Origin of the sequence: Saliniramus fredricksonii (assembly GCF_900094735.1) — a bacterium.
Lineage (GTDB): Bacteria > Pseudomonadota > Alphaproteobacteria > Rhizobiales > Beijerinckiaceae > Saliniramus > Saliniramus fredricksonii.
In genome coordinates this window covers 208,658-231,443 of record NZ_FMBM01000003.1, presented here as the reverse complement: position 1 = coordinate 231,443, position 22,786 = coordinate 208,658, and the positions used below count along the sequence as shown (strand labels likewise).

Sequence of the window (22,786 nt, the reverse complement as noted above, 5' to 3'; positions counted from 1 at the left end):
GCGGCTGTCTGGTTCCGGCCATGATCAAGCGACGAGCCGGCAGCAGGAGTGGCATCAGCATGAGATCGTTCTGGCAGGAAATGCGCGGTGGCTTTGCAGCCTTGCGGCCTGAACATTTTCCCTATGCCAGATTCATTGCTGCCCTGATCCTCGGCTTCATCGGCGGGGCGATCTTCAACGCGCTCACATTGCCGCTGCCCTGGATGCTGGGGCCGATGACCTTCTGCACGATTGCCGCGATCCTGCGCGCGCCGATCGCCGCGCCGACGGTCGTGCGCCCGCCCATGTCGGCGGTGATCGGCGTGATGCTGGGCGCAGCCTTCACGCCGGCGATACTCACCAATCTGCTCGACTGGGTGCCGACCATTATCGGTCTGGCTTTTTTCGTCGCCGTATCCGGTTCCGCCTGCGTGCTGTATTTCCGCAAGATCGGGCGTATGGACATGACGACGGCCTATTTTGCCGGCATGCCGGGCGGGCTGGTCGAGATGGTGGTGGTCGGCGAACAGCGTGGCGGAGACGGACGCACCATCGCGCTGGTGCATTCGGCGCGCATTCTGCTGGTCGTGATGACGCTGCCCTTCCTCGTCGAGCTGGTCGAGGGCGTGTCTCTTGGCGGCAGGGCCGATATGGGGCCCTCGGTCACGGAGGCGCCGCTCACCGCCGAATTGTGGATCATCGGTTGCGGGCTTGCTGGCGCCGTTTTCGGCCATCTCCTGCGTCTGCCTGCGAAATATCTGCTCGGCCCGATGCTGGTTTCGGCTTTCGTGCATGCCGCCGGCATCACCGACTTCAAGCCGCCGGCGGAGATCGTGCAGGGCGCGCAGATCGTGCTGGGCGTGACGATCGGTTGCCGCTTTCTGGGCACGCCGCCGCAGGTGATCCTGCGCATTCTCGCGCTCTCCTTCGGCTCCACGATGATTCTGCTCGTGATGACGCTGGGCTTTGCCGTCATCGTTTCACGCTTCTCCGCCTTCGAGGTGCTGCCGCTGATGCTGGCTTATTCGCCGGGCGGGCTGGCCGAGATGAGCCTCGTCGCCATCGCGGTGCATACCGAGGTCGCCTTCGTGGCCGCGCATCACATCATCCGCATTCTCTTCGTCATGCTCAGCGCCGGCCCGACCTTCGCGCTGCTCTACCCGAAACGCGGTGGCAAGGGTGGCGGCAAGGGCGTCGGCAAGGGTGGGATACCGCGCATGCGCGACGGCTGACGCGGGCCGGTTGACGGAGACAATTTCGCGTCCCAACCCCGATATACCCATTGACGCGCCGCCCCGCCCCTCGTATGAAGCGCCATCGCCGACAGGCGAGCCCAGGTGGCGGAATTGGTAGACGCGCTGGTTTCAGGTACCAGTGGTGCAAGCCGTGGAGGTTCGAGTCCTCTCCTGGGCACCAACACCCTCTCAAGGTGTTGATCCGAAAGGTTTTCAGGCAGAGTAACGGTTTGATCGCGCCCGAGTGGTACACACGGGTGGTACGGTTGTGGATCTCCTCTGAGCATCTGAATGCGCCGCGCGTCAGCGGATGACGCTCATTGAAGAAAACGATTGCCTTTGCAATATTTCAATGCAATCACAGGATTGTGTTGCGGGATTATGCGGGTGCAATGGTGGTTTCAGCATGCGTCATTTGAATGTTATCGTTTTTGCCTCGGTGCTTCTTGCCGGAGCCTGTGCAAAAAGCCCGGAGAGTATTCAGGCGTCGTATATCAGTGAGGTATCGTACCAGTCATGGTCGTGCCCCCAACTCGGAGAAGAGAGCCAGCGTCTTTCGGCAGCGCTGGCAACTGCGTCGACACAACAGGAAAGGGCTCGCGGCAATGATGTCGTCGGCGTTATCCTGATCGGTCTTCCCGTCTCATCATTGAGTGGTGATAACATCGCGCCGGAGATTGCACGACTGAAGGGCGAGCAGGAAGCAGTGCGCCGCACGATGATTGCAAAGAACTGCAGACAGGATTGATGCTGCAGCAGGTTTCCGGATCCAGTCTTCTGACGGATCGGTTACTGCGCGTCGGCTCCATCGCGGCAAGGCACGTGACGATGGTTGTGCTGCCAGCCCCAGCCGATCTGCAGCATTCTTCAACAGCCCCACCTTGATCGCCGAGAGCCTTGCCGCTGCGACGCATTCCCCCGTCACGGGTAGACCCGCCACGCCTCCGGCGCGCTGAAGGGGGCGAACAGCTTTCCGTCGCAATCCGGCTTCTCCCAATAGCTCTGCAGCGCGAAGGCTTCGCCGGTCCATTGCCAGCGGCCGGCGCTGCCGCAATCGCCAAGGCCACGGCCGCGATGGAGGCTGGTGATCTGCCGCGTCTCGGGATTGTAATCGGGAAAGGTGAGGCTCGGCTTCTCGGTGAAGCCGTCGCCATCCGGTACGGGAAAGCGCAGCAGGCGGGCTTCTTCGGGAGCCTCCGGATCATAGGCCATGAGGATGCTGCCAGCCTGATACGCGGCTTGCCAGCAGGGAATCTCGAGCAGCATCAATGCCTCACCGAGCGGTCTCGCCGGTCGGGAGACGACCGCCCCATCCTCGGGGGGCCAGGAGCAATCCGCCTCGGCGAGCGCAGCCGCGACCACCGCAGCCGGCAGGCCCGATGCTTCCGGCACGGTTTTCGCCCATGCGGGGCTGCAGGCGACGAGCCCTGTGAGCAGCAACATGACGCGTTTCATTGCCTCGGCCCTTTCTCTTCGTCAGATCCGGAACGGATGATGCACGACAACACGTGCGGGAACCACGTTTCAAAAGCCGCTCTCGCGGATCAGCACAGCGCGGATGGCACGCCAGCTGCGCGCGGCGAGCGAGCGGCGTTCCCCTTGCAGATTCAGGGTACCGCGCAAGGCCATGTCGGTCATCCCGGTCCCGTGCTCGGCAGGGTCTGGCCGTGCGCGCACGCGGTAGACGGCGCCATCGGGGACGGGGCCGTCCTCGCCCGCATGGGCGGGAATGCCGCCGCCATGAACCGAGGCAAGTTCTGGCGCCGAGGCGAGGCGGGCAGTGGCGGTATCGGCGATCTCGGTGATGCGGACCGCGACGGGGCTGCGCGCCGGCGCAGCCGGATAGAAAACCGCCATGCTGCCCGGCGCGACACGGGCAAGATCGGCCTCACCGAGATAGGCCTCGACCAGCGGCGCATCCGGGACGATCAGCGTGGCGAGCCATTCACCGGCGCCGATCCAGTCGCCGATGCCGGTTTCAGGGTCACGCGCGACGATGCGTCCCGCATGCGGGGCGCGCAGGATCAGGCGTTCGGCCTCCCGGGTGAGGCTTGCGCGCTCGGCCAGCGCGCCTTCGAGTTCCCGCCACAGGGCCGCGCGATCGACCCGCGCGCCGGACGCCTCCGCATCCATTGCTGCGCGCCAGCGCAACAGCGCGATGGATCGCGCATTCTCGTCGAGGCGATGCGCCATGTCGGGTGCGGCGAAATTGAACAGCACCTCGCCCTGCGCGACATCCGCGCCGAAGGCGGCATTATCGGTGACGAGCAGCGCATCCGCCGGCGCGAAGATCTGCGTCTGGCGTTCCGCCCGCAACAGGGCCGGGGCGTGGATCGCCCATTGCAGCGGCATCAGAAATAAAGCCGCCAGAGCGAGGCCCGTGCCGAGTGTGACGAGGGTGTTGCGGTTGAGGCGGTAGCGCGCGCGGCGCGCGTACCATTCGCGCAATTCCAGTGCGATCGGGCGTCCAATGAACCAGGCCAGCTCCACGATCATCAGGATGATGCCGAGCGCCTTGAAGAAGAAATGGTAGACGATCAGGGCGATGCCGAGAAACAGCAGAAAGCGATAGATCCAGGTTGCCCAGGCATAGACGATCAGGAGCCGCGCGCGGCCTGCGGGGAAGCGCTCCGGCGGGTTCTCGCCAAATCCGAACAGGGCCTCGCGCAGGCGCCAGCGCGCGAGCCTGAAGGCACGCTCCTGCAGATTGGGCATGTCGAGCAGGTCGGAGAACAGGAAATACCCGTCGAAACGCATGAACGGGTTGAGATTGATCGCCAGAGTCATGATCCAGGTGGTGGTGGCCAGTACGAAGCTGGCCGAGCGCATGGCGCCGTCGGGCATGAAGCTCCAGGCCAGCGTCATCCAGGCGGCGATCGCCAGCTCGATCGCCATGCCGGCATAGCCGATCCGCAGGCGCTTGCGCCGATCAGTGAGGCGCCAGGCAGCGGTCGTATCGGTATAGAGTACGGGATAGAGCACCATCAGCGCCACGCCCATGGTGGGAACCGGCAGCCCCTCGCGTTTCGCGGCATGGGCATGGGCGAGCTCATGGGCGATCTTGGTGATGATCAGCGCGATGGCGATCGCCGCAAGTCCCTGCCAGCTGAACAGATGCAGGAAGGTCGTGGTGAAGACCTCCCATTGCCGCAGGGCCAGCAGCAGCCCGGCCATGGCGGCGATCAGCGTGGCGATCCAGAAGATGCGCGAGAAGAACGGTGCCGCGAGACCGCGCGTCGCCTCCAGGAAGCCGTCCGGGTGCACCAGCGGGATGCGGATGAAGAGATAATTCTTCAAGACGAAGGCGAGCGGTTGCATGCGCGCGGCGTTTGCCTGCTCGGCGAGCATGCGCAAGGCGCGCTCGCCGCGAAGCTGCACCAGATTGGCCCCGGCGAGAAAACGGGCGAAGGCCTCGACCTCGTCCGGCGAGAGCGTGAGCGTGGTCTCCTGTGTTACTGCGGCGGCAATTGCGGCGGGGTCGCCCAGATGCCAGCGCGCGAGCATCTCGATCTCCGCCCAGCCAAGCCGGAAATAGCGCGCGCGCGCTGGATCCTCCAGAGTCCAGCCGGGCGCACCCTCGCGATCCGCCGGGCCCGGATGCAGGATGATCTCGTCGCGCAGCGGCGGCAGTCGTTGCGCGACGACGCCCGCACCCCCCTCGGCGAGGCTGATGCGCGGCCCCGGCTGCGGTGCATCCGCGCCGATCGTGCCCCCGGTCGCCATTACAGGCCGGCCTGCAGCCGCAGCCAGGCGATCGGGCGGCGCAGCAGGTAAAGCACGAGGAGGGTGCGGTCGCCATAGATCCGGGCCGTCCCGCGCAAGCCGATGCGCAGGCGCGGATCATCATCATCGAGAGTGGCGCGCAGCCGATAGGCCATCGTGCCGTCCGGCATCGCGCGTGCGCGATAACCCGCGCGGGTGAGCGAGGCGGCGACCGGATCGGCCGGATCGATATTGAGAAAGAAGCGGATATCGGCGCCAGGTTCGAGATTGATCGCATCGGCGACGCCGAGGTTGATCTCCAGCGCGCGTGCCTGCGGATCGGCAAGAAGCATGATGCGTTCGCCGAGCGCGACCGGGCGGCCCTCCCAATCAGCAATATCGTCGAAGATGGCGATGCCGTCGCGGACGGCAGTGACGTCGATGCGCGTGAGGCGCTCATTGAGGAAGGCGAGTTCCGCGGCATGCTGATCGCGGCGCCCCTCAAGCACGGCGAGGCGGGCGCGCGATTGCGGATCGAACAGGGCCTGCTGGCGGGCCTGGCGCAGTTCCGCCTCGGCGACGCTGAGCTGCTGCCGGGCGATCTGGCGCTGGGTGCCGAGCTCCGAACCGTCGAGCGAGACCAGCCGGTCTCCGGCACTGACGGCCTCGTTGGGCCGCACATGCACGGTCTCGATCACGCCGGCCAGCGGTGCGCGCACGAGGTCCGGTTGCTGCGCAACGATCTCGGCCGGGGCGAGCACGGATTGGCGCACGGGCAGCGCCAGCAGCGCCGTGAGCGTGAGAAGGCCGGCGAGCATGATCACACGGCTGCGCCGCAGGCGTCGCTGCCGGCGGCGCGGGCCGGTCAATGCCGCGAGCGCATGGCCATAGGCATCGGCGAGATGATCGAGTGCGTTGATCTCGCTGCGCGTGAAGGGCTCGTCGCGCGCAAACAGGAGGGCGCCCTGCAGATCATCCTTGTGACGCAAGGGCAGGAGCGCGATCTGGGCCGGCAGATGTGCGCTGAAGAACGTGCGCGCCTCGCTCCACGCCGCGCTGTCCTCAGGCCCGAAAGCCGCGCCCATCCGCGCCGCCGTCAGGCTCTGGGTGCGTGTCTGCGACCGCAGGCTCTTGCGGAAGAAGGCTTCGAGCCTGCGCGTGAAGGGCGCGTCGCGATCCGGCGTGGCCAGACCCGACAGGCTGCGCAGACGATTCGTCGCGGCGCAGAACCAGGCCGCTTGCCGGTAGGGAATCACGAGATGGGTGTCGTTGACCATGAGGAAGCCGAGTGCCTGGGCATCCTCGGCGGCGCGGGCGCGTTTTTCCAGTTCGAGCAATGTGGCGAGGGTGATGCCCTTGCGGGGCGGCTGTTCACTCATGGCGCACCGTCGGGTCCGGCATCCGGCTCGGGCGGGCGCAACTCCGCCTCGCCGCTCATCCCGGCCATGAGCCCCTCCGGCGCCTGCGTGATCGCGGCGAAGATGCGGATCGACTGGCTCACCGGGTCGACCCGCGCACCGATGCGCGACACGCTGGCCTCCAGGGTGGTTTCGAGTTCGTCGATGGCGACTTCGAAAGCGTGTCCGGGCCGCAGCCAGGCGAGCCAGCGCGACGGCACCATCAGCGCGACTTCGAGATCACGGTCATCGAGAATGGCAATGATCGGTTCACCTTCGGCGACATATTGAAACGGTTCCGCCAGCCGCTCGGCCACGCGGCCTGGGAAGGGGGCTGTGATGGTGCAACGCGAGACCGCGATCTCGGACAGGGTCGTCTCGGCCTCTGCCACGGTGAGGGCGGCGACGGTCTCGTCGTATTCGAGCCGGCTGATGGAGCTGAGCGCATCGAGCCGCCCGGCGGTTTCAAGGCGCCGGCGCGCGGATTGCTCCTGTGCGCGCGACCGGTCGCGGCGCGCGATATGGACGGCGCAATCGAAGCCGACCAGGGGATCGCCCTGCGCGAAACGCTCGCCTTCACGCAGGGGGAATGTGGCGATCTTGCCGGATATCTCCGCAGAGAGCACGGTCTGGCGGCGCGGGCTGATCTGGGCGCGCAGAACGGGCCGGGCAAAATCGGCGAGGTCACTGATCGGTGGCCCGCCCAAGGCGGAAGCGTTCGTGTCGGAGCCTTCAAAACCGGTGCCGCGCATGACGGGACCAGCTGCTCCGGGGGTGGAGGAGGCTGGTGGCGCGCCGTCTGTCATCGGTGCGAAGGGGTTGTCGCCCCCCGGTTCACCTGCGCCTGGAAGCGGGACAGGGAGGTTGCCGGCGCTTTGCACGGAGGCAGGCCTATCCGGCGCGGATTGCGCATGTGGCGCTGACAGGGTGGAGCAGAGCGTGGAAGACGTGATTGCAAAAATCAGAATGGCGCGTCGTATCGAAACGACGCTACGGCAAAATCGGGCCCGGACAGAGCGGCCGGACCCGGGTGACGTCGCAGAAAAGATCCGGTCCGCATCCATGTCCTGCCCGTCACGCATGATCGCCGCATCTCTGTTGCGCCTTGTCGCACTCTACTCGTGCGCAGGCTGTGGCGGCCTCGGCGGCGGCAGCATGGCATAGGCCGTGCTTCCATCCGATGCCGGATCATGCGCGGCAATCGGGGTGGCAGCGGCAGGAATATCCGGCAGGCGCGCGCGTCCGGACGCGATTTCGGCGGCGCGGGCGGCGATGGCCTCCTGCAGCGTGGCGAGATCATGATCGGCGATGGTCTCGGGCAGCGGATCGAAGCCGGAAGCGGCGTAGACTGCGCCGAGTGCGTTGTTGACCTCGGCGAAGGCCTGATTGCGCGCGCGTTGCGCGAGAACGGCGGCAGCTGCGGCACGAACACGTTCCAGGCGGTTCTGCGCATCGCTCTCCTCGGCGCTGCGCGTCGCCTCGGCGATGCGCTGCTCGACGCTCTGCAATTCGGCTGCGCGGCCGTAATGCGCCGTGGCGCGCTGATAGCGCCGATAGGCGACGTTGACCTGGGTGAGGATCGCCATGCGCAGGGCCAGTCGGCGCGCGTCGGAGAGGTCTTCGCGCGCCTCCGACTCGGCCTGCATGGCCGGGAGGGACAGCAGGCGCAGCAGGTTCCAGGTCACCTGGATGCCGGCATCGGCCCATGACTGGTTGAGCAGGAAACTGTTGGAATCGTAGTTCACGCCGGCAAAGAGATTCGCGCCCGGCATCAGCGAGAGCATCTGCGAGCGGGCTTCGAGAACGACATTGCGGGCATTGTAGAGCTCCTCGCGGATCTCCGGGCGCTCGACCATGGCCACCGCCTCGAGATCGGCGAGACGATAGGGCAGCCGCGTGGCGCCGTGGCGCGGCGCTGCCAGGCTGAAGCGGGTGCCGGGCGGGAGACCCATCAGCCCGGCGAGCTCGGTCCGGGCGCTGGCGAGCTCGCTCTCCAGCCCTTCCAGCTGCTGGATGATTTCGAGCATGGCCCGCTGGAACTGCAGCGTCTCGAGTGGCGGCATCAGCCGTTCCGTCTCGGCCTGACGGGCGAAGCCGAGCGCTTCGCGCGCTTCGCCGAGGACGCGGCGCACGCGCGGCGCCAGTTGCTCGGCGGTGACGGCCTCCCAATAGGCGTTACGGACCTCGTCGGCGACCGTGAGCACGATGCGGCGGCGACGCTCTTCCGCCGCAAGTGCCCGGTTGGCCTGGGCCTGCGCCCCGAAATAACTCAAGCCGAAATCGAGCACATTCAGCGAAAGCTGCAGATCTGCGGTGCCCGTATCCCGTTCGCTGCTCGTTGAGGGCTCAAGCGATTGGCGGCCCGTCTCGATCGATCGACTTGACGAGGCGGCGATGTTGTCGCGGGTGTTCAGACCGGCACGGCCCGCAAGCTGCGGCAGCAGGTCCATCTGCGCAGTATCGCCGAGTCGTTCTTCCAGCGCACGCTCCATCAAGGCGACGCGATGATCGAGATTGTATTTCAGCGCCCGCGCCATCGCCTCTTCGAGACGGACCGGGCCGGATATCGGCTCCTGCGAGGCATAGATCGTATGGCGATCGGCGGCGGCCACGCTGATCTGTTCCGCAAGGCTGAGCCTTTCTGGCGATGCGGCGCAGCCCGCGAGAAGAGTGGCAGCGGCGATCCCCGTGAGGAGCGGGCGAAGGCGCAAAGCTGACGGCCGCAGCCGGGTTGACGCCGCCCTCGTTGTTGTGGCCGCGGAACTGCCCCGATCTGTGAATTGCACCGAACCCGATTTCATCCGCATGGCTACACGCCCCCAAACTTCCCCGATCGCGACTGCGACCCACCCGTACAATGGCCCGCGCGAGACACTCGCGCCGAAGGCAGCTGTCACCCGCTTCAGATCCCGAGCACCGCTGCGCATGGCCCGCCCCCGAAATGCCCGCCCCGAAATGCCCGCCCCCGCGCGCGGAGCCGGACCCATCGCCACGGCAGCGCCTTGCGACTCGGGAGCCGAACTGTCGGTGCGCTCCTTGCAGGCGCAGGCGGTCCGCCTGGGCGTTTCCATGCATTGCACCGTGCGATCGTACGCTACTAATACCTGTTAGACTTTCCGCTAAATACAGCTTCAGGCTGATAGAAGCGAATCATTGTAATCCAGGATCATATCGTCAGAATATGCTGCTTCTTGCAAGGGCTCTGCCCAGAATTCGACCGCGTCCGTGGTGAAGTCCCCGACAAGTGTTGCCATCCCGACACGGCTTGCCGCGCGGACCACGTCGCTGAAGGCCGGCTTGCCGGCGGCGGGCGCGGTGGCGGGATCGATCAGCATCGCGTCCTCTGCTTCTGCTGCCTGCGCCTCAATGGAGATCGTCAGCGTGACCTGCGCGCTTTCGCCGCCCGGCAAAGTCGCGGTGATCACGATCTCGTAAACCCCGTCAGCCCCCTCCGGTGGATCGATGCTGAAGCTGCCGGTCGCGGCGTCGAAGGACATCCAGTCCGGCAGATCCTCGCCATCGCCAAGGCTGGCGGTGACGGAGACCGGCAGTGTCGTATCGGCCACCACGAAAGTTGCGGCAGGCAGGGTTACGGTGAAAGCATCATCGGCAGCGCTGCTGGTTATCGGTGCGACCAGCGTCTCGGCGCGAATGACTTCGCCCGGTGCCAGAATGCCGGCGGATGGCGCGATAAAGAACCCGGGAACGATGCTGCGCACTTCGCTGCCGCCCGGCCCCGCCTGTTCTGCAGAAGCCGGTTCAGCCTGAAGGGAAGAGGGCAGAGGCGCGAAGGCTCCAGCGGAAACCGGCTGCATCGGTTCGAACAGGACCGTTTGCGGCGGCGGTGCAGGGGGCGCAGCAGGAGGAGGCGCAGCAGGCGGCCGAGGTGGTGAAGGTGGCGGCGCTGACGGCTCGGAGGGCGCCTCGACCGTGAGCGGCGGCCCGTCGATCGTCAGCGTGACGGATGCGCTCGACGTGACTGTCCCGTCCGCGACGAAGATGTCGAAGATCTGCGTGTCGCTTTCGCCGGCATCAAGGCGGTCCGGCTCGGGAACGAAGACCAGCTTGCGGATCGCCTCCTGCGCGTCGGCAGCAGAGGGGATGCCCGTACGGGTATAGACGCCGAGCCCGGTACCGGTGAAACCGGCATCGGCCAGAGAGGCTGCCGTGAAGGTGCCCATGCCAAGCGCATCGGCGCCAATGGTGATGCTCAGCACCTGGCCGGGATCCGGATCGGCGATGGTGACATCGGCAAACAGCGCGATGGTTTCCGATTGCGCCACGCTGGCGTCATCGAACCCGCCGAGCGCCGGCGGATCGTTGACGGCAGTGACCGTCACCGTGCTGCTCTGCTGTGCCGCTGCTGCGACACCGTCATCGACGCGCGCGGTGAGAACGATATCTTCCGTATCACCGGGGGTGAGGCGGTTCTCCACGGGCGCGAAGACGAGGGCCCGCAGGGCGGTCTGCGCCGTCGCGGCATCGGGCGCGGTGCGCTCATGGACGCCGCCGCCGAGATCCGTGAAGCCCGAGTTGGTGAGCGATGCGGCGGTGAAGCCGCCGCGAGCGGGCTCATCGACCGTCACGCGCAGGGTCAGCGGTTGGCCGGTATCCGGATCGGCGATCACGGCCGACGCGAAGGGCGTGCTGGTGACGTTGTCGTTTTGCGCCAGCGTCGCGGCGATGCCGGTGAGCGTGGCTGCGTCATTGACCGAGGTGCTGACGATCTGCGTCTGCGCCTGATCCGTCGCCTCTCCGTCATTCACCAGCACGGTGAGTGTCGTTGTTTCGGTATCGCCCGGTGCGACGCGGTTCTCCGCCGGCGTGAAGACGAGGGCGCGCAGCGCGGTCTCGGCATCGGCCTGGTTGCCGTTGAAGACATAGGAGCCGTCGCCCTGATCGGTAAAGCCGCCGAGATTGGTCAGGCTGCCCTTGGCCGCATCGTCGAGGCTCACGGTCACGGTGAGGGGCACGCCCGGACCATCGATATCCTCTAAAGTGGCGGCGGAGAAAGGTGTCAGGGTGCTGTCGTCATCGGTTGCCTGCGGGCCGGGTGCGATGCCACCGAGTTCCGGCGCATCATTCGCGCCGATCACGGTGACGGCGATATCCGCAGCCGCGCTCGTTGCGGCGCCCGGCCCGGCTGCGGCGTCGCGGATGGTGAGGGTGAGGGTGCGGGCGGATTCGGTCGGCGTTGCGGTATCCAGATTCTCGTAGCCGAGGGCGCGGATCAATGTGGTGACGGCGGCGGGCGTGGCCTCGTCATTGAAGAAAACGACAAGATCGTTGCCGTTCGTCCCGCCGCTAACGGTGCCGATGGTGACACCTGCCGCCTCCACATTCGCCCCGTCCAGGGTGATCGCCCCGGCTTGTTCGATGATGCCCAGCCGGTCTTCGGCTGTGACATTGTTCGCTGTGACCGACAGGCGCAATTCACCCCCGTCGAAATTCGCGGAATCGGCGTCGGTGACAACCGCGTCGAGGGCGGTGTTCAGGCGGACAAGCCCGCTGTCTTCGGTATAGTTGATGGCGCCGGCAAAGCCCGCGATGACGGGCGGGTTGGGCGTGGCCTCGATGGTGAAGGCGGCTGTCGCGGTCGACTGGTCGCCGTTCGGCCCGCCATCCGCGCCGCCATCATCGATGGCGAGGGTGAAGCCGCGTTCGCCGAGGCCGGAGGGAGCTTCGTAGGTGAGGGCGCGCAGGAGCGTCTCGACGCGCGCTTGCGTCGCATCCGTATTGAGATCGACACGCAGCCCATTGCCGGCCTGCCCGTCCTGGCCCGTGGCAACGGTGCCGATCACGGTGCCGCCTATGGCGACGCTTTCGCCCTCGGCAAACTGGCCATCGCCGCCGGAAGTCGCGCCGGTGCCGTCGAGGCCGAAATGGCCGTTGGCGGTGCCGGTATTCTGGGTGATCTGCACGAAGCCGCCATCGAAGACGGTCGTATCGACATCGCTGACGGCTGCATCCGCGAGAAGGCCGATCGCGGCAGGGCCGGTCCCGGCCACGACGCCGCTGGTCTCGCCCGCGACACTGCCGATCACGGGTGCGTCGTTGACGGCGGTGAGGCTGACATTCGAGGCGATGGCAAGCGCCGTCGTATCCTGCCCGCCATCCGCCGTCCCGCCGGAATCGGTGATCTGCGTCAGCGTCACCACGCGCGGCGTGCCGGTTGTGGGGGCGTCACTGTCATTGCGATAGGCGAGCCCGTCGACAAGGGTCTGCGCCGTGGCGGCATTGGCGGAGAGGCCGGTGAGGCTGATCGTGGCGGTGGAGCCGGTCACGCTGATCGCCACGTTGCCGCCGGCGACGGGGCCGCTGGTGGCATCGGTGAGATCAAAGGCGGTACCATCGATGATGATCTTCTCATCGGCGCCGTCAGCCAGATTGGTGATGGTGAGGCTCAGCCCGGTGATCGTCTGCCCCGCCTCGATCGTGTCGATGCTGGCGCCCGAGAACAGGCTCGCCGGGCCGGCGCCCTCGATGAAGGTCGGATTGCTCGCCGTTGCGGTCAGGCTTGGAGCATCATTGACCGGGGTGATGGTGATGTCGGTGGTGCCGGTGACGGTCTCGACGCCGCCGGTGCCCTGGCTGCCTCCGGAATTGCCGTCCGAGAAGCTCCAGCGCAGGCTGGCGGTGGCGGGCGGATCGTCGGATGCATTGGCGTATTGCACGGCGCGCAGGGTCTCGGTGACGAGCGCCGTGGTCGGGATCGTGCCGTTATTCGCGAAGCTGATCTGCAGCTCGCCGTTGCCGGTATCGGCGATGCTGGCGATGACGTTGCCGCCGGCGCTGACCGTGCCGCCGCCATCGGGGCCGCCCGCGACGGTGAGTGCGCCGCCGGTGGCGATGCTGAAGCGGTCGTCACCATTCGCGCCGCCATCGCGGGTGATGGTGAGGCCGGCGCCGGAATAATCACCCGCGCCGGCATTGAGCGCATCGAGCTCGATATCGGCGATGCTGACGCTCGGCGCGATCTGCACGGCTGTGCCGCCCTCGATGAAGGTGGCGCTGCTGGTCAGATCGGTGAAGACCGGGGCGTCGTTCACGGCGGTGACGTCGAGGGTGATGGTGCCCTCAGCGGGGCCGGTATCGGCGGCATCGCGGATGCGGGTGGTGATGGTGACGTCCTGATCCCGGTTCGCGACCGGCGTGAAGGCGACGGCGGCGAGCGCGGCGTTCACATCGGCCACGGAGCCGGTCACCGTCCAGATCCCGGTGCCGGCATCGTAGCTCGAGGTCGCGGCGCCGAACGTGCCGGTGGAGAGGCTGCCGGCTTCCGGAGCGTTCAGGGTGAGCGTCGCGGTGACGGCCTGGCCTACATCCGGCTCGGTAACGACGATGTCGTCAAGCGCCACGGCGCCGCCGGGATCCTCGGTATAGGTGACCACCTGCGTCATGTTGGTGGCGGTGGGCGCGTCGTTGATCGCGGTGGAGACGATTGTGGTGGTGTCGTTGTCCACCGTGGCGACTCCGTCCGAGACCGCGACGGTGAAGGTGGTCGTCTCCGTCGCGCCGGGGGCGACGCGGTTTTCGGCGGGATCGAAGACGAGGGCGCGCAGGGCGCTCTCGGCGGCTGCGGCGTTCGCGAGGCCGGTGGCCTCGTAGACGCCGCCGCCCTGATCGGTGAAGCTGCCGAGATTGGTCAGCACGCCCTTGGCTGCGTCGTCGAGCGTGACGGTGACGGTGAGGGGCTGGCTGGTATCCGGGTCGCTGATCGTGGCGCCGGTGAAGGGGCTGATCGTGGCGTTGTCGTCGACGCTCTGCCCCGCCGTGAAGCCGCCGATCACGGAGGTATCGTTGATCGAGGTGGAGTCCACCGTGGTGGTATTGTCGACGGTGTCCGTCGTGCCGTCATTGACGGTGATGGTGAAGGTGGTGGTCTCGGTCGTGCCGGGGGCGACGCGGTTTTCGGCGGGGTCGAAGACGAGGGCGCGGATGGCGCTCTGGGCATCGCCCGGCGCGCGCGATGTGAGCGTATAGCTGCCGCCGCCGGCATCGACGAAGCCGCTCGCCGTCAGCGAGGCGGCGGTGAAGCCACCCTTGGCGGCATTGTCGAGGGCGATCGTGACGCTGACATTGTCGCCGTCATCATCCGCGATGGTGACGGCGGAGAAGGGCGTGACCGTCGCATCGTCATTGACCGCCTGACCTGCCGCGACCCCGCCGATATCGGGTGCGGCATTGGTCACCGCCGCAGCGATGACCATGTCGTCAATGGCAACTGATGCGTAGAGAAGAGGGACATCCGCGTAATCATCACCATCAAAATGAAACGTGCTGCTCGATCGGATAAGAAATCCCGTTATGTTGTCAAAGCTTCCACTTGTCGATGATGAAAAATCAATGCTGTTGATCGCGTCCATGGATGGCGTATCGATACGAAATGTGCCAACTTCATCACTGTTGTTAAGGCCAACGAATTCAATCCAGTCGACTGTGAAGCTTGCGTTGAGACTGTAGAACACGGTGTCCAGACTGGACAATCTGAAGGCGGAGCCGTCTGTGGAATCCATGCGGGCGTCTATAATACCATCATTCAATCGGATCCACGTGAAGGCGGCGTCGCTGGAACTCACAAGTGCTGTCGGAGCCGGGGAACTGTCGGTGTTGATGAAAGCTATGCGCCCATTGCCGTTGCCAAACTCATACGTGTCGGGTGGATTGGCGCCCAAGGCTTGAAAAAAACGGAAGGAAGCGCTTACGTCGAAGCCGTTCAGAAGTGTTGACGCAGACGCATTGACGGCAACATCTGCCCCGTCTCCAAGCACGGCCTCGCTTGATCCGAAGCCCATTGTCCCCGCCACTGGCCCCGTCAGCACATCATCAAATCCCGACGCAGCCAGCAGCGTCGTGACCTCGCTCTCGGCGATGGGTCCCGTCGCATGTTCCAGCACCCAGTCACCGCCGATTTCATCCGCGCCAGTCGGGTCGATCGAGGCGGCGATATCGGCGCCGGTCTCGGCGGCGACGGTATCGATGAAGGCCTGGCCCGCGCCATCGGCGGCGACGAAGCAGCCATAGAGCAAGATATCGCCGCCCTCGGTCATGGCGGCGCCGATCCGGGAAAGATCATCGGCAAAATCGGCGAGATTGCCCGAATCGACCACGCCGGAGGCGAATTTCAGGGCGCCATTGGCGCCATGGCTGAGGATGTGGACGGCGCCGAGATCCGAGCGCCCCTCGAGATGATCGGCGATCTGGGTCAGGGCCGGAGCATCGCCGTCGAGAATGACGATTTCCGCAGCCTCGCCGATCGCATCGATCAGGGCCTGTGCGTCGGCGATGCCGGAATCGATGAAGACGATTTCCGGCTCTGCGGCCTCATCCTGCGTCATCGCCTCGCCGGTTTCCGCATCGCCATCCTCGGCGGTATCGGCATAGGTGGCGGCGCCGGCGGCATCGAACATGATGCGCGGCTCCAGCGCCAGATTGAACGCTGCGCGCGGGAACGCGCCCGGCAGGCTGCGTGATTCGCCAGGCATGCCCGCCGGAGCGGTGGATCGCAACAGATCCTGCGCCTTTACGGATGGGTGGGGCCGCAATGCCATGGCTCATCTCCTCAATCGCGCCGCCGGCAAGCGGGCGCCGCACGCAACAGAACAGGCCGGTCACGATGCCCGGCTCGCATCTTGCAACCGCTCCCGACCGTCAGGGGCCCTGCCCGGTGGCCGCAATCGCGCATTGCCGATCTGCCACCGAAACGGCGAATCGCGTCAGCCTCCAAGAATCGCAATCCAGAATGGATCATTGCGCTGAAAATGCCAAGGCGCCGGATCGTCTCGAATCCATGAAAGACAATAAAAAATTGCTTATGCGGGCAAAAAAGAAAGATTTTATAATGAAGCTGAATAAAACTTTGCATATTGCGCAATTAAAAATTTTGCAACTCATACATTCTATGATTGCATCATGATGGTGGTGCAGGATGATTCGCCTTGCTCGCCTGATTGCCTTGCCCGCGCCGCTGCCGGCGCCTGTCGACACACGGGAGACGATGATGGATCAACCCTTTATCAGCATGATCATGATCTGGGCGCCGGATTTCGCCCCGCAGAACTGGTCGTTCTGCGCGGGACAGCTGATCGCGATTTCGCAAAACCAGGCCCTGTTCTCGCTGATCGGAACAACCTATGGCGGGGACGGGCATACAACCTTCGCCTTGCCCGATCTGCGCGGCCGGGCGCCCACCGGCGTCGGACACGGGCCCGGGCTCGACCCGATCCAGCTCGGCTGGCACGGTGGAACCAACGAGGTGACGCTGACGCAGGTCAACATGCCGGCCCACAGCCATGATGCCGGCTCGATGAGTGCAGCGACGCAGGCCTGGGATACGCCCGGCACGGACCACAATCCTCTTCCGGGGAAAGGGTTGGCCGCTGCCAAGCAAGGTTCAGGTATCACGGCACAGGATGTTTCCGCCTACGCCGATCCCTCCGGCAACGCCGTCGATCTCGCCGGCGGGCATATCCATGGCACGACCGGCATGGCCGGCGGCAGCCAGCCCTTCGGCATCATGCAACCTTATCTCGGCCTGAATTTCTGCATCGCGATGTACGGACTCTATCCCTCGCGCAGCTGATCGCACGCCGCGCCGCCTTCGGCAAAACACCAAAGGCGGCTGTGCGTGCGGCGCGTCGACAGCGCCGCACGCCTCGATCACTATGCGTCCGGAGGCCGCCGCGCGAAGCGGCCGTCAACGAGAACCGGGCGCCATGATCGACAAGACAGTTCCCACCCTCACCGAGGCGATGGCCGGCATCGCCGACGGCGCCACCATCCTGATCGGCGGATTCGGCTCGGTCGGCCAGCCCGATACGCTGATCGAGGGGCTGATCGAGAGCGGCGCCGGCGATCTCGTCGTCGTGTCCAACAATGCGGGAACCGGGCGCGCCGGGCTCGCGCGGCTGATGGAACTCGGGCGGGTGCGCAAGATCATCTGCACCTATCCGCGCAGCGCCGGCTCCGTCGTCTTCGAGGAGCTCTATGCTGCGGGAAAGATCGCGCTCGAAATCGTGCCGCAGGGCACCCTGGCCGAGCGCCTGCGCGCCGCCGGTGCCGGCATTCCCGCCTTCTTCACCCCCACCGCCTACGGCACCAGGCTCGCCGAGGGCAAGGAGACGCGCCGGATCGACGGGCGCGATTACGTGCTGGAATACGCGCTGCCCGGCGATGTCGCCCTCGTCGAGGCCTGGGAGGCTGATCGCTGGGGCAATCTCACCTACCGGGCGAGCGGGCGCAATTTCAATCCGGTCATGGCCACGGCGGCGAAGCTGACCATCGCCCAGACCAACCATATCCGCGATCTCGGCGAACTCGCCCCCGACATGATCGGCACGCCGGGGCTCTATGTCGACCGGGTGCTGCACGCGCCGCGCGAAGCCGAAGGAGTCTGATCCATGAGCGAGACCGCGCAGACCGGCATCACCGCATGGCAACCCCTCGACCGCAAGGGAATGGCCGCCCGGGTGGCCGAAGACATTCCCGAGGGCTGGTACGTCAATCTCGGCATCGGCATGCCGACCATGATCGCCGATTACGTGCCTGATGACCGCGAGGTGGTGATCCATTCGGAGAACGGTATCGTCGGCATGGGTCCAGCCCCCACGCCCGAGCAGGACGATCCCTGGCTGATCAATGCCGGCAAGCAGCGCGTCACCCTGCGCAAGGGCGGCTCCTACGTGCACCAGGCCGACAGCTTCGCGATCATCCGGGGCGGGCATCTCGATCTGTGCGTGCTCGGCGCTTTCGAGGTGGCGCAGAATGGCGATATCGCGAATTGGTCAACCGGTGACAGCGACATGGCCCCCGCCGTCGGCGGTGCCATGGATCTCTCGGCAGGGGCAAAGCGCATCTGGGTGATCATGCAGCACAATACCCGCGACGGGCGTCCGCGCCTTGTCGAGCGCTGTGGCTATCCGCTGACGGCGCCGGGGGTGGTCAAGCGGATCTACACCGATCTCGCCGTGCTCGATGTCACCCCCGAGGGTTTCGTCGTGCGCGAGATGGTGCCGGGGCTGACGCTGGCGGAGCTGCAGGAACGCACGGCGGCGCGGCTGATCGGCTGAAACGGCGCCTTTACGCCGTTTCCAGCACGTGCACGCGGCGATCGGCGATCAGGTCCTTCACTTTCGCTGCATAGGCGGCCATGTGAGGCGCTGCGGCGTGAGCTTTCAGGGTCTCCGGGCCCGACCATTTCTCGATCACCATGAAGCTGTCCGGGCCGATCTCCGTCTGGAAGGAAAAGCCGGATGCGTCGATGACAGGCTGGTATTCGATGCAGCCCTGTTCGGCATGGACGGCGGGCATGTTGGCGCGAAACGCGTCGAGGATCGCCTCGCGCTTGCCCGGTTTTGCCGTGATGATGGCGACGACGTGGATCATGGCTGGCCTCCCTCGCTTTCTGCAAGCCGAGCCTAGACGCAGCGGGCATTCCGGCAAAGAGTGCGCGCCGCGTGGCTTTCGCCAAAGGCCGATCGGCAAAAGAGACTGGTCAAGCCGCGCCGGCCCGGCTATCGACAGGGCATGCAGAATATGCCGAAAGACACCCCGCGCGCGGATCGCGCCGAACTCCTGGTCACCGACGGCTGGGAGGATTACCGCCTCCTCGATACGGGCGGAGGCCGCAAGCTGGAGCGCTTCGGCCGCGTCGTGCTCGATCGCCCCGAGCCGCAGGCGATCTGGCAGAAGAGCGATCCCGGCCAGTGGAAGCAGGCGGATGCCGCCTTCGAGGCCAAGGAAGATGCCGAGCAGGGGGCCTGGCAGTACCGCAAGGGACGGCTCGGCGACTGGTCGATGCAGGTGATGGATCTGGATATCCGCCTGCGCGCCACCTCGTTTCGCCATGTCGGCATCTTTCCCGAGCAGATCGAGCACTGGCGCTGGATGGAGGCACGCATCGCCGCCGATAAGCGCCCGCTCTCGGTGCTCAACCTGTTCGGCTATACCGGCGTCGCCAGCCTGATCTGCGCGCGCGCCGGGGCGAAGGTCACCCATGTCGACGCCTCGAAGAAAGCCATCGCCTGGACGCGCGAGAACCAGGCGGTGTCGGGGCTCGAGGACAAGCCGATCCGCTGGATCTGCGATGACGCGGTGAAGTTCGTGCAGCGCGAATTGCGCCGCGGCAACAGCTACGACGCCATCCTGCTCGATCCGCCGCGTTACGGGCGCGGGCCCAATAACGAAGTGTGGCACCTGTTCGAGATGCTGCCCGGACTCGTCTCGGATTGCACGAAGCTGCTTTCGAACAAGCCGAGCTTCATGATCCTCACGGCCTATGCCGTGCGGCTGTCCTTCCTCACCCTGCACGAGGTGATGCGCGACCATCTCGCCGGGCACGGCGGGGAGATCGATTCGGGCGAACTCGTCGTGCGCGACCAGGCTGGCGGGCGGCGGCTGTCGACCTCGCTCTATGCGCGCTGGGTGCCCCCGGGCGGGGGCGCGTGATGGCGGAGGAAGCCGGCGGTATACGCGAGATCGTCAGCCTGACCAATCCGCTGGTCAAGCAGCTGCGCGCCCTGCACCAGCGCAAGGAGCGCCGCGAATCCGGGCTGTTCCTGGCGGAGGGCGCGCGCACCATCGTCGAGGCGCTGGATAACGGGCAGGCGCCGGAGATCCTGGTCTATCACCGTGACGGGCGCGAACGCGCGATCATTGCGCGGCTGCGCGAAGCCTGTCTCGCTGCGGGCGGGACCTGCATCGAGACAAACGATACGGTGCTGGCCAAGATCTCGCGCAAGGACAATCCGCAATCCGTCGTCGCAGCCTTCCGCTGGGTGGAGCGCGGTTTCGATGCGATCGATCCTGACAGCGCGCGCGTCTTCGTGGCGCTCGACCGGGTGCGCGATCCGGGCAATCTCGGTACCGTCATCCGCACCGCCGATGCGGTGGGGGCGGGGGGCGTGCTCCTGATCGGCGAGACCTGCGATCCGGCCTCGGTGGAGGCGGTGCGCGCCTCGATGGGCTCGATCTTCGCGGTGCCGGTCTTCGCCGGATCGGAGGCGGATTTCCTCGCCCTGTGCGGGCGCTGGCCGGGCGCCGTCATCGGCACCGCGCTGCCGGCGACGACGCATTACCGCAAGACGGACGCGCCCGCGCCGCATCTCGTCGTCATGGGCAACGAGCAGGCGGGAATCACGGATACGATTGCCGGCGCCTGCACGCATCTCGTGCGCATCCCCATGGTGGGCCGCGCCGACAGCCTCAATCTCGCCGTCTCGACTGCCGTGATGCTCTATGGCATCGCGGAGCCGGAGGAGGGCGGGCTGGGCTGACGGGTGAAAGCGCCCTCAGCCGCGCCCCACCAAGACGCCGTCAGCCGCGCCCGACGAAGGGCATTTTCGTCGCCATCACCGTCATGAACAGCACATTGGCATCGAGCGGCAGGCTCGCCATATGCGCCACCGCATTGCCGGCATGGGTGACGTCCATCAGGGGCTCGGCCTTCGTCGCGCCGTCTGCCTGCAACACGCCGTCCGCCATGCGCCTGGCGAGATCGGTCTCGGCATTGCCGATATCGAGCTGACCGACGGCGATGTCGTATTTGCGGCCATCCATGGAGAGCGTGCGGGTGATGCCGGAGACAGCGTGTTTCGTCGCCGTATAGGCGATCGAATTGGGACGCGGGGCATAGGCCGAGATCGAGCCGTTATTGATGATCCGCCCGCCCCGGGGGCGCTGCGCCTTCATGATCCGGAACGCCCATTGCGCACAAAGGAACGTGCCCGTCAGATTGGCGTCGACCACGGCCTTCCATTTCTCGAAGGGCAGATCCTCGACGGGAACGGCGGGAGCGCCCGTGCCGGCATTGTTGAAGAGAAGATCAAGCCGCGAAAAGCGCGCCTGATGCGCCTCGAACAGGGCATCGACTGAAGCCGGATCGCCGACATCGGCGCAGACGGCCAGCGCCTCGCGGCCGAGCGCGCGGACTTCCTCGGCCACTTTCTCGATCGGCTCGGGGCGGCGGCCCGTCAGGGTGACGTCCCAGCCATCACGGGCGAGAGCGAGTGCGGCGGCGCGACCGACGCCGGTTCCGGCGCCGGTAACGAGTGCATTTTTCGACATGACGATCCTCCCTGAACGCTTCGCGCGCTGTCTGCGGGCAGATTAGCGGTCGGTATGCCGAGAGGCGATGGGCAATTGCGAAAGCGCGCTTGCCGCTTTTCGATATTCGGGTCGCAGGCCGGCTCAGCCGCCGACCTTGCAGTTCTTCGATGCTTCGGTCGCAGGCCGGCTCAGCCGCCGCCCTTGCTCCAGGGGCTGTCACCGCTCCAGGGCGTCGGCGCGGCATTGCTGCTGCCATCGCCGCCCGATCCGGAGCCGGGCATGCCGGGCAGGCCGCTCCAGGGTGTGGGCGGGAAGGGCGGCGCGTTGGCTTCGCCCGCCTGCGCGCCGTCTGCCGCCTTCTCCTGCGCCGCCTGCTCCCGTGCCAGCAACTCCGCCGCACTGGGGCGCAGGGTCAGCTTCTCCGGTGGCGGGCGCCGTCCGCCAGCATGGCGTTCCAAAGCCGCGACGCGATCCTCGATCGCGGGATGGGTGGCCAGCAGTGCGGTGAAGCCGGTGCGCGGGTTCTCGATGCACATTTCCATGATGCTCGACGGCGTCTTGGGCATCTCCGCGCGCCCGGAAATCTTGAGCAGGGCCGAGATCATCGCATCCGGACGCTTGGTGAGCTCGACGGCGCCGGCATCGGCGAGATATTCGCGCGAGCGCGACAGGGCGAAGCGGATCACCAGCGAGAGCAGCCAGGCGATCAGCACGATCGCGGCGGCCACCAGCAGCGCGACAGCCGCACCGCCCCCGGCACGACCGCCGCTGCGCCCGCCACCGCGCCGCATGCCGCCGGTGAGAAGGCGCATGCGCCCGCCATAACGCAGGGAGCGGAAGAGCATCTCCCCGGTGAAGGAGACGACGCCGGCAATGATCACCGCGATCACCATCATGCGCACATCCTCGTTGCGGATATGCGTGAGTTCATGTGCGATCACCGCCTCGATCTCGTCATCCTCCAGCCGCTCGACGAGGCCGCGCGTGAGGGTGATGGTATATTGCTTCTCCTCGAGGCCCGAGGCGAAGGCGTTGAGCGCTTCCGTCTCCATGATCTTGAGCTTCGGCGTGGTCATGCCGCGCGAGATGCACAGGTTTTCCAGCATGCGGTAGAGCCGGGGATCGTCCTCACGGCGGATCTCGTGCGCCCCGGTGACGGCGTCGATCATCTTCTGGTGGCCGAAATAGGCGATGAAGATCCAGGCCAGCACCCCGATCGTCGCGAACGGCGCGGCATAGAGCATGTCGCCATAGGCGCCGCCGAGGTTCATCGAGAGGCTGTCGAACTGGCCCTCACCCATGCCGCGCAGGGCAAGGGCGCCGGCGAAGACCACTGCATAGACCAGGAAGAACAGGCCCAGAAGCAGCGCAACCGAGCGACGGCGATTGGCCTGGATATGCGAATAGAGACCAAAAGCGGGAAACACC

At 66.2% G+C, this 22,786-nt stretch carries 17 protein-coding genes and 1 tRNA gene; 9 read left to right on the top strand and 9 right to left on the bottom strand.

Going from position 1 to position 22,786, the window contains the following annotated elements:
• Positions 1-59 precede the first annotated feature (59 nt).
• The 3 genes from GA0071312_RS18380 to GA0071312_RS18370 all read left to right on the top strand — a co-directional run bounded on the left by GA0071312_RS18380 (position 60) and on the right by GA0071312_RS18370 (position 1,962).
• Positions 60-1,211: an AbrB family transcriptional regulator gene (locus GA0071312_RS18380; protein ID WP_165604076.1), complete on the top strand. Its 1,152-nt coding sequence runs from the start codon at positions 60-62 to the stop codon at positions 1,209-1,211.
• 99 nt (positions 1,212-1,310) lie between these two features.
• Positions 1,311-1,395 (top strand) — tRNA-Leu (locus GA0071312_RS18375).
• A 129-nt stretch (positions 1,396-1,524) separates the two neighbouring features.
• A complete protein-coding gene (locus GA0071312_RS18370) occupies positions 1,525-1,962 on the top strand; it encodes a hypothetical protein (RefSeq protein ID WP_238947334.1) in 438 nt (145 codons plus the stop codon).
• 173 nt (positions 1,963-2,135) lie between these two features.
• Here the strand turns inward: GA0071312_RS18370 and GA0071312_RS18365 are convergent, their stop codons facing one another.
• From GA0071312_RS18365 to GA0071312_RS18340, 6 genes are all read right to left on the bottom strand, one after another.
• Positions 2,136-2,657: a DUF1176 domain-containing protein gene (locus tag GA0071312_RS18365; protein ID WP_165604075.1), complete on the bottom strand. Its 522-nt coding sequence runs from the start codon at positions 2,655-2,657 to the stop codon at positions 2,136-2,138.
• Between the two features lie 81 nt (positions 2,658-2,738).
• Positions 2,739-4,937 carry an efflux RND transporter periplasmic adaptor subunit gene (locus GA0071312_RS18360; protein WP_083204743.1) on the bottom strand — a complete coding sequence of 733 codons (2,199 nt, stop codon included), beginning with the start codon at positions 4,935-4,937 and terminating at the stop codon, positions 2,739-2,741.
• Positions 4,937-6,295, bottom strand: coding sequence for an efflux RND transporter periplasmic adaptor subunit (locus tag GA0071312_RS18355; RefSeq protein ID WP_074446474.1), 1,359 nt, complete (start codon positions 6,293-6,295; stop codon positions 4,937-4,939). The genes GA0071312_RS18360 and GA0071312_RS18355 overlap by 1 nt, the downstream gene beginning before the upstream one ends.
• A complete protein-coding gene (locus GA0071312_RS18350; RefSeq protein WP_074446473.1) occupies positions 6,292-7,065 on the bottom strand; it encodes an efflux RND transporter periplasmic adaptor subunit in 774 nt (257 codons plus the stop codon). Before GA0071312_RS18350 ends, GA0071312_RS18355 begins: the two co-directional genes overlap by 4 nt.
• A gap of 363 nt (positions 7,066-7,428) precedes the next feature.
• Positions 7,429-8,925: a TolC family protein gene (locus GA0071312_RS18345; RefSeq protein ID WP_165604074.1), complete on the bottom strand. Its 1,497-nt coding sequence runs from the start codon at positions 8,923-8,925 to the stop codon at positions 7,429-7,431.
• Between the two features lie 519 nt (positions 8,926-9,444).
• Positions 9,445-15,864 carry a DUF4347 domain-containing protein gene (locus GA0071312_RS18340; RefSeq protein ID WP_083204740.1) on the bottom strand — a complete coding sequence of 2,140 codons (6,420 nt, stop codon included), beginning with the start codon at positions 15,862-15,864 and terminating at the stop codon, positions 9,445-9,447.
• On the opposite strand from GA0071312_RS18340, the gene GA0071312_RS19815 reads away from it, so the two are divergent.
• The 4 genes from GA0071312_RS19815 to GA0071312_RS18325 all read left to right on the top strand — a co-directional run bounded on the left by GA0071312_RS19815 (position 15,858) and on the right by GA0071312_RS18325 (position 18,381).
• Positions 15,858-16,229, top strand: a complete 372-nt coding sequence (locus tag GA0071312_RS19815; protein ID WP_131817868.1) for a hypothetical protein — start codon at positions 15,858-15,860, stop codon at positions 16,227-16,229. The genes GA0071312_RS18340 and GA0071312_RS19815 overlap by 7 nt on opposite strands.
• 84 nt (positions 16,230-16,313) lie before the next feature.
• Positions 16,314-16,895, top strand: a complete 582-nt coding sequence (locus tag GA0071312_RS18335; protein WP_074446599.1) for a phage tail protein — start codon at positions 16,314-16,316, stop codon at positions 16,893-16,895.
• Positions 16,896-17,031: 136 nt separating this feature from the next.
• Complete coding sequence (locus tag GA0071312_RS18330; protein WP_275262376.1) at positions 17,032-17,709, top strand: 3-oxoacid CoA-transferase subunit A; 678 nt, start codon at positions 17,032-17,034, stop codon at positions 17,707-17,709.
• Between the two features lie 3 nt (positions 17,710-17,712).
• A complete protein-coding gene (locus GA0071312_RS18325; protein WP_074446470.1) occupies positions 17,713-18,381 on the top strand; it encodes a 3-oxoacid CoA-transferase subunit B in 669 nt (222 codons plus the stop codon).
• Positions 18,382-18,391: 10 nt separating this feature from the next.
• Here GA0071312_RS18325 and GA0071312_RS18320 read toward each other — a convergent pair whose 3' ends face one another.
• Positions 18,392-18,697 carry a putative quinol monooxygenase gene (locus GA0071312_RS18320; protein WP_074446469.1) on the bottom strand — a complete coding sequence of 102 codons (306 nt, stop codon included), beginning with the start codon at positions 18,695-18,697 and terminating at the stop codon, positions 18,392-18,394.
• Between the two features lie 150 nt (positions 18,698-18,847).
• Between GA0071312_RS18320 and GA0071312_RS18315 the strand changes: the two genes are divergently transcribed.
• Entirely contained in the window at positions 18,848-19,759 is a 912-nt protein-coding gene (locus GA0071312_RS18315; protein WP_074446597.1) for a class I SAM-dependent methyltransferase, read from the top strand.
• A complete protein-coding gene (locus GA0071312_RS18310) occupies positions 19,759-20,586 on the top strand; it encodes a TrmH family RNA methyltransferase (protein WP_074446468.1) in 828 nt (275 codons plus the stop codon). The genes GA0071312_RS18315 and GA0071312_RS18310 overlap by 1 nt, the downstream gene beginning before the upstream one ends.
• Positions 20,587-20,626: 40 nt before the next feature.
• On the opposite strand, the gene GA0071312_RS18305 is transcribed toward GA0071312_RS18310, so the two are convergent.
• Positions 20,627-21,376 (bottom strand): SDR family oxidoreductase, encoded by a 750-nt coding sequence (locus GA0071312_RS18305; RefSeq protein ID WP_074446467.1) that lies wholly within the window; start codon positions 21,374-21,376, stop codon positions 20,627-20,629.
• A gap of 170 nt (positions 21,377-21,546) precedes the next feature.
• Positions 21,547-22,785 carry a M48 family metallopeptidase gene (locus GA0071312_RS18300; protein ID WP_074446466.1) on the bottom strand — a complete coding sequence of 413 codons (1,239 nt, stop codon included), beginning with the start codon at positions 22,783-22,785 and terminating at the stop codon, positions 21,547-21,549.
• Position 22,786: the final 1 nt, after the last annotated feature.

What these genes read in the sequence shown, in the direction of transcription:
- GA0071312_RS18380 (WP_165604076.1), top strand. Translation starts at nt 60, where the DNA reads ATGAGATCGTTCTGGCAGGAAATGCGCGGTGGCTTTGCAGCCTTGCGG.
- GA0071312_RS18370 (WP_238947334.1), top strand. Translation starts at nt 1,525, where the DNA reads ATGACGCTCATTGAAGAAAACGATTGCCTTTGCAATATTTCAATGCAA.
- GA0071312_RS18365 (WP_165604075.1), bottom strand. Translation starts at nt 2,657, where the DNA reads ATGTTGCTGCTCACAGGGCTCGTCGCCTGCAGCCCCGCATGGGCGAAA.
- GA0071312_RS18360 (WP_083204743.1), bottom strand. Translation starts at nt 4,937, where the DNA reads ATGGCGACCGGGGGCACGATCGGCGCGGATGCACCGCAGCCGGGGCCG.
- GA0071312_RS18355 (WP_074446474.1), bottom strand. Translation starts at nt 6,295, where the DNA reads ATGAGTGAACAGCCGCCCCGCAAGGGCATCACCCTCGCCACATTGCTC.
- GA0071312_RS18350 (WP_074446473.1), bottom strand. Translation starts at nt 7,065, where the DNA reads ATGCGCGGCACCGGTTTTGAAGGCTCCGACACGAACGCTTCCGCCTTG.
- GA0071312_RS19815 (WP_131817868.1), top strand. Translation starts at nt 15,858, where the DNA reads ATGCCATGGCTCATCTCCTCAATCGCGCCGCCGGCAAGCGGGCGCCGC.
- GA0071312_RS18340 (WP_083204740.1), bottom strand. Translation starts at nt 15,864, where the DNA reads ATGGCATTGCGGCCCCACCCATCCGTAAAGGCGCAGGATCTGTTGCGA.
- GA0071312_RS18335 (WP_074446599.1), top strand. Translation starts at nt 16,314, where the DNA reads ATGGATCAACCCTTTATCAGCATGATCATGATCTGGGCGCCGGATTTC.
- GA0071312_RS18325 (WP_074446470.1), top strand. Translation starts at nt 17,713, where the DNA reads ATGAGCGAGACCGCGCAGACCGGCATCACCGCATGGCAACCCCTCGAC.
- GA0071312_RS18320 (WP_074446469.1), bottom strand. Translation starts at nt 18,697, where the DNA reads ATGATCCACGTCGTCGCCATCATCACGGCAAAACCGGGCAAGCGCGAG.
- GA0071312_RS18315 (WP_074446597.1), top strand. Translation starts at nt 18,848, where the DNA reads ATGCCGAAAGACACCCCGCGCGCGGATCGCGCCGAACTCCTGGTCACC.
- GA0071312_RS18310 (WP_074446468.1), top strand. Translation starts at nt 19,759, where the DNA reads ATGGCGGAGGAAGCCGGCGGTATACGCGAGATCGTCAGCCTGACCAAT.
- GA0071312_RS18305 (WP_074446467.1), bottom strand. Translation starts at nt 21,376, where the DNA reads ATGTCGAAAAATGCACTCGTTACCGGCGCCGGAACCGGCGTCGGTCGC.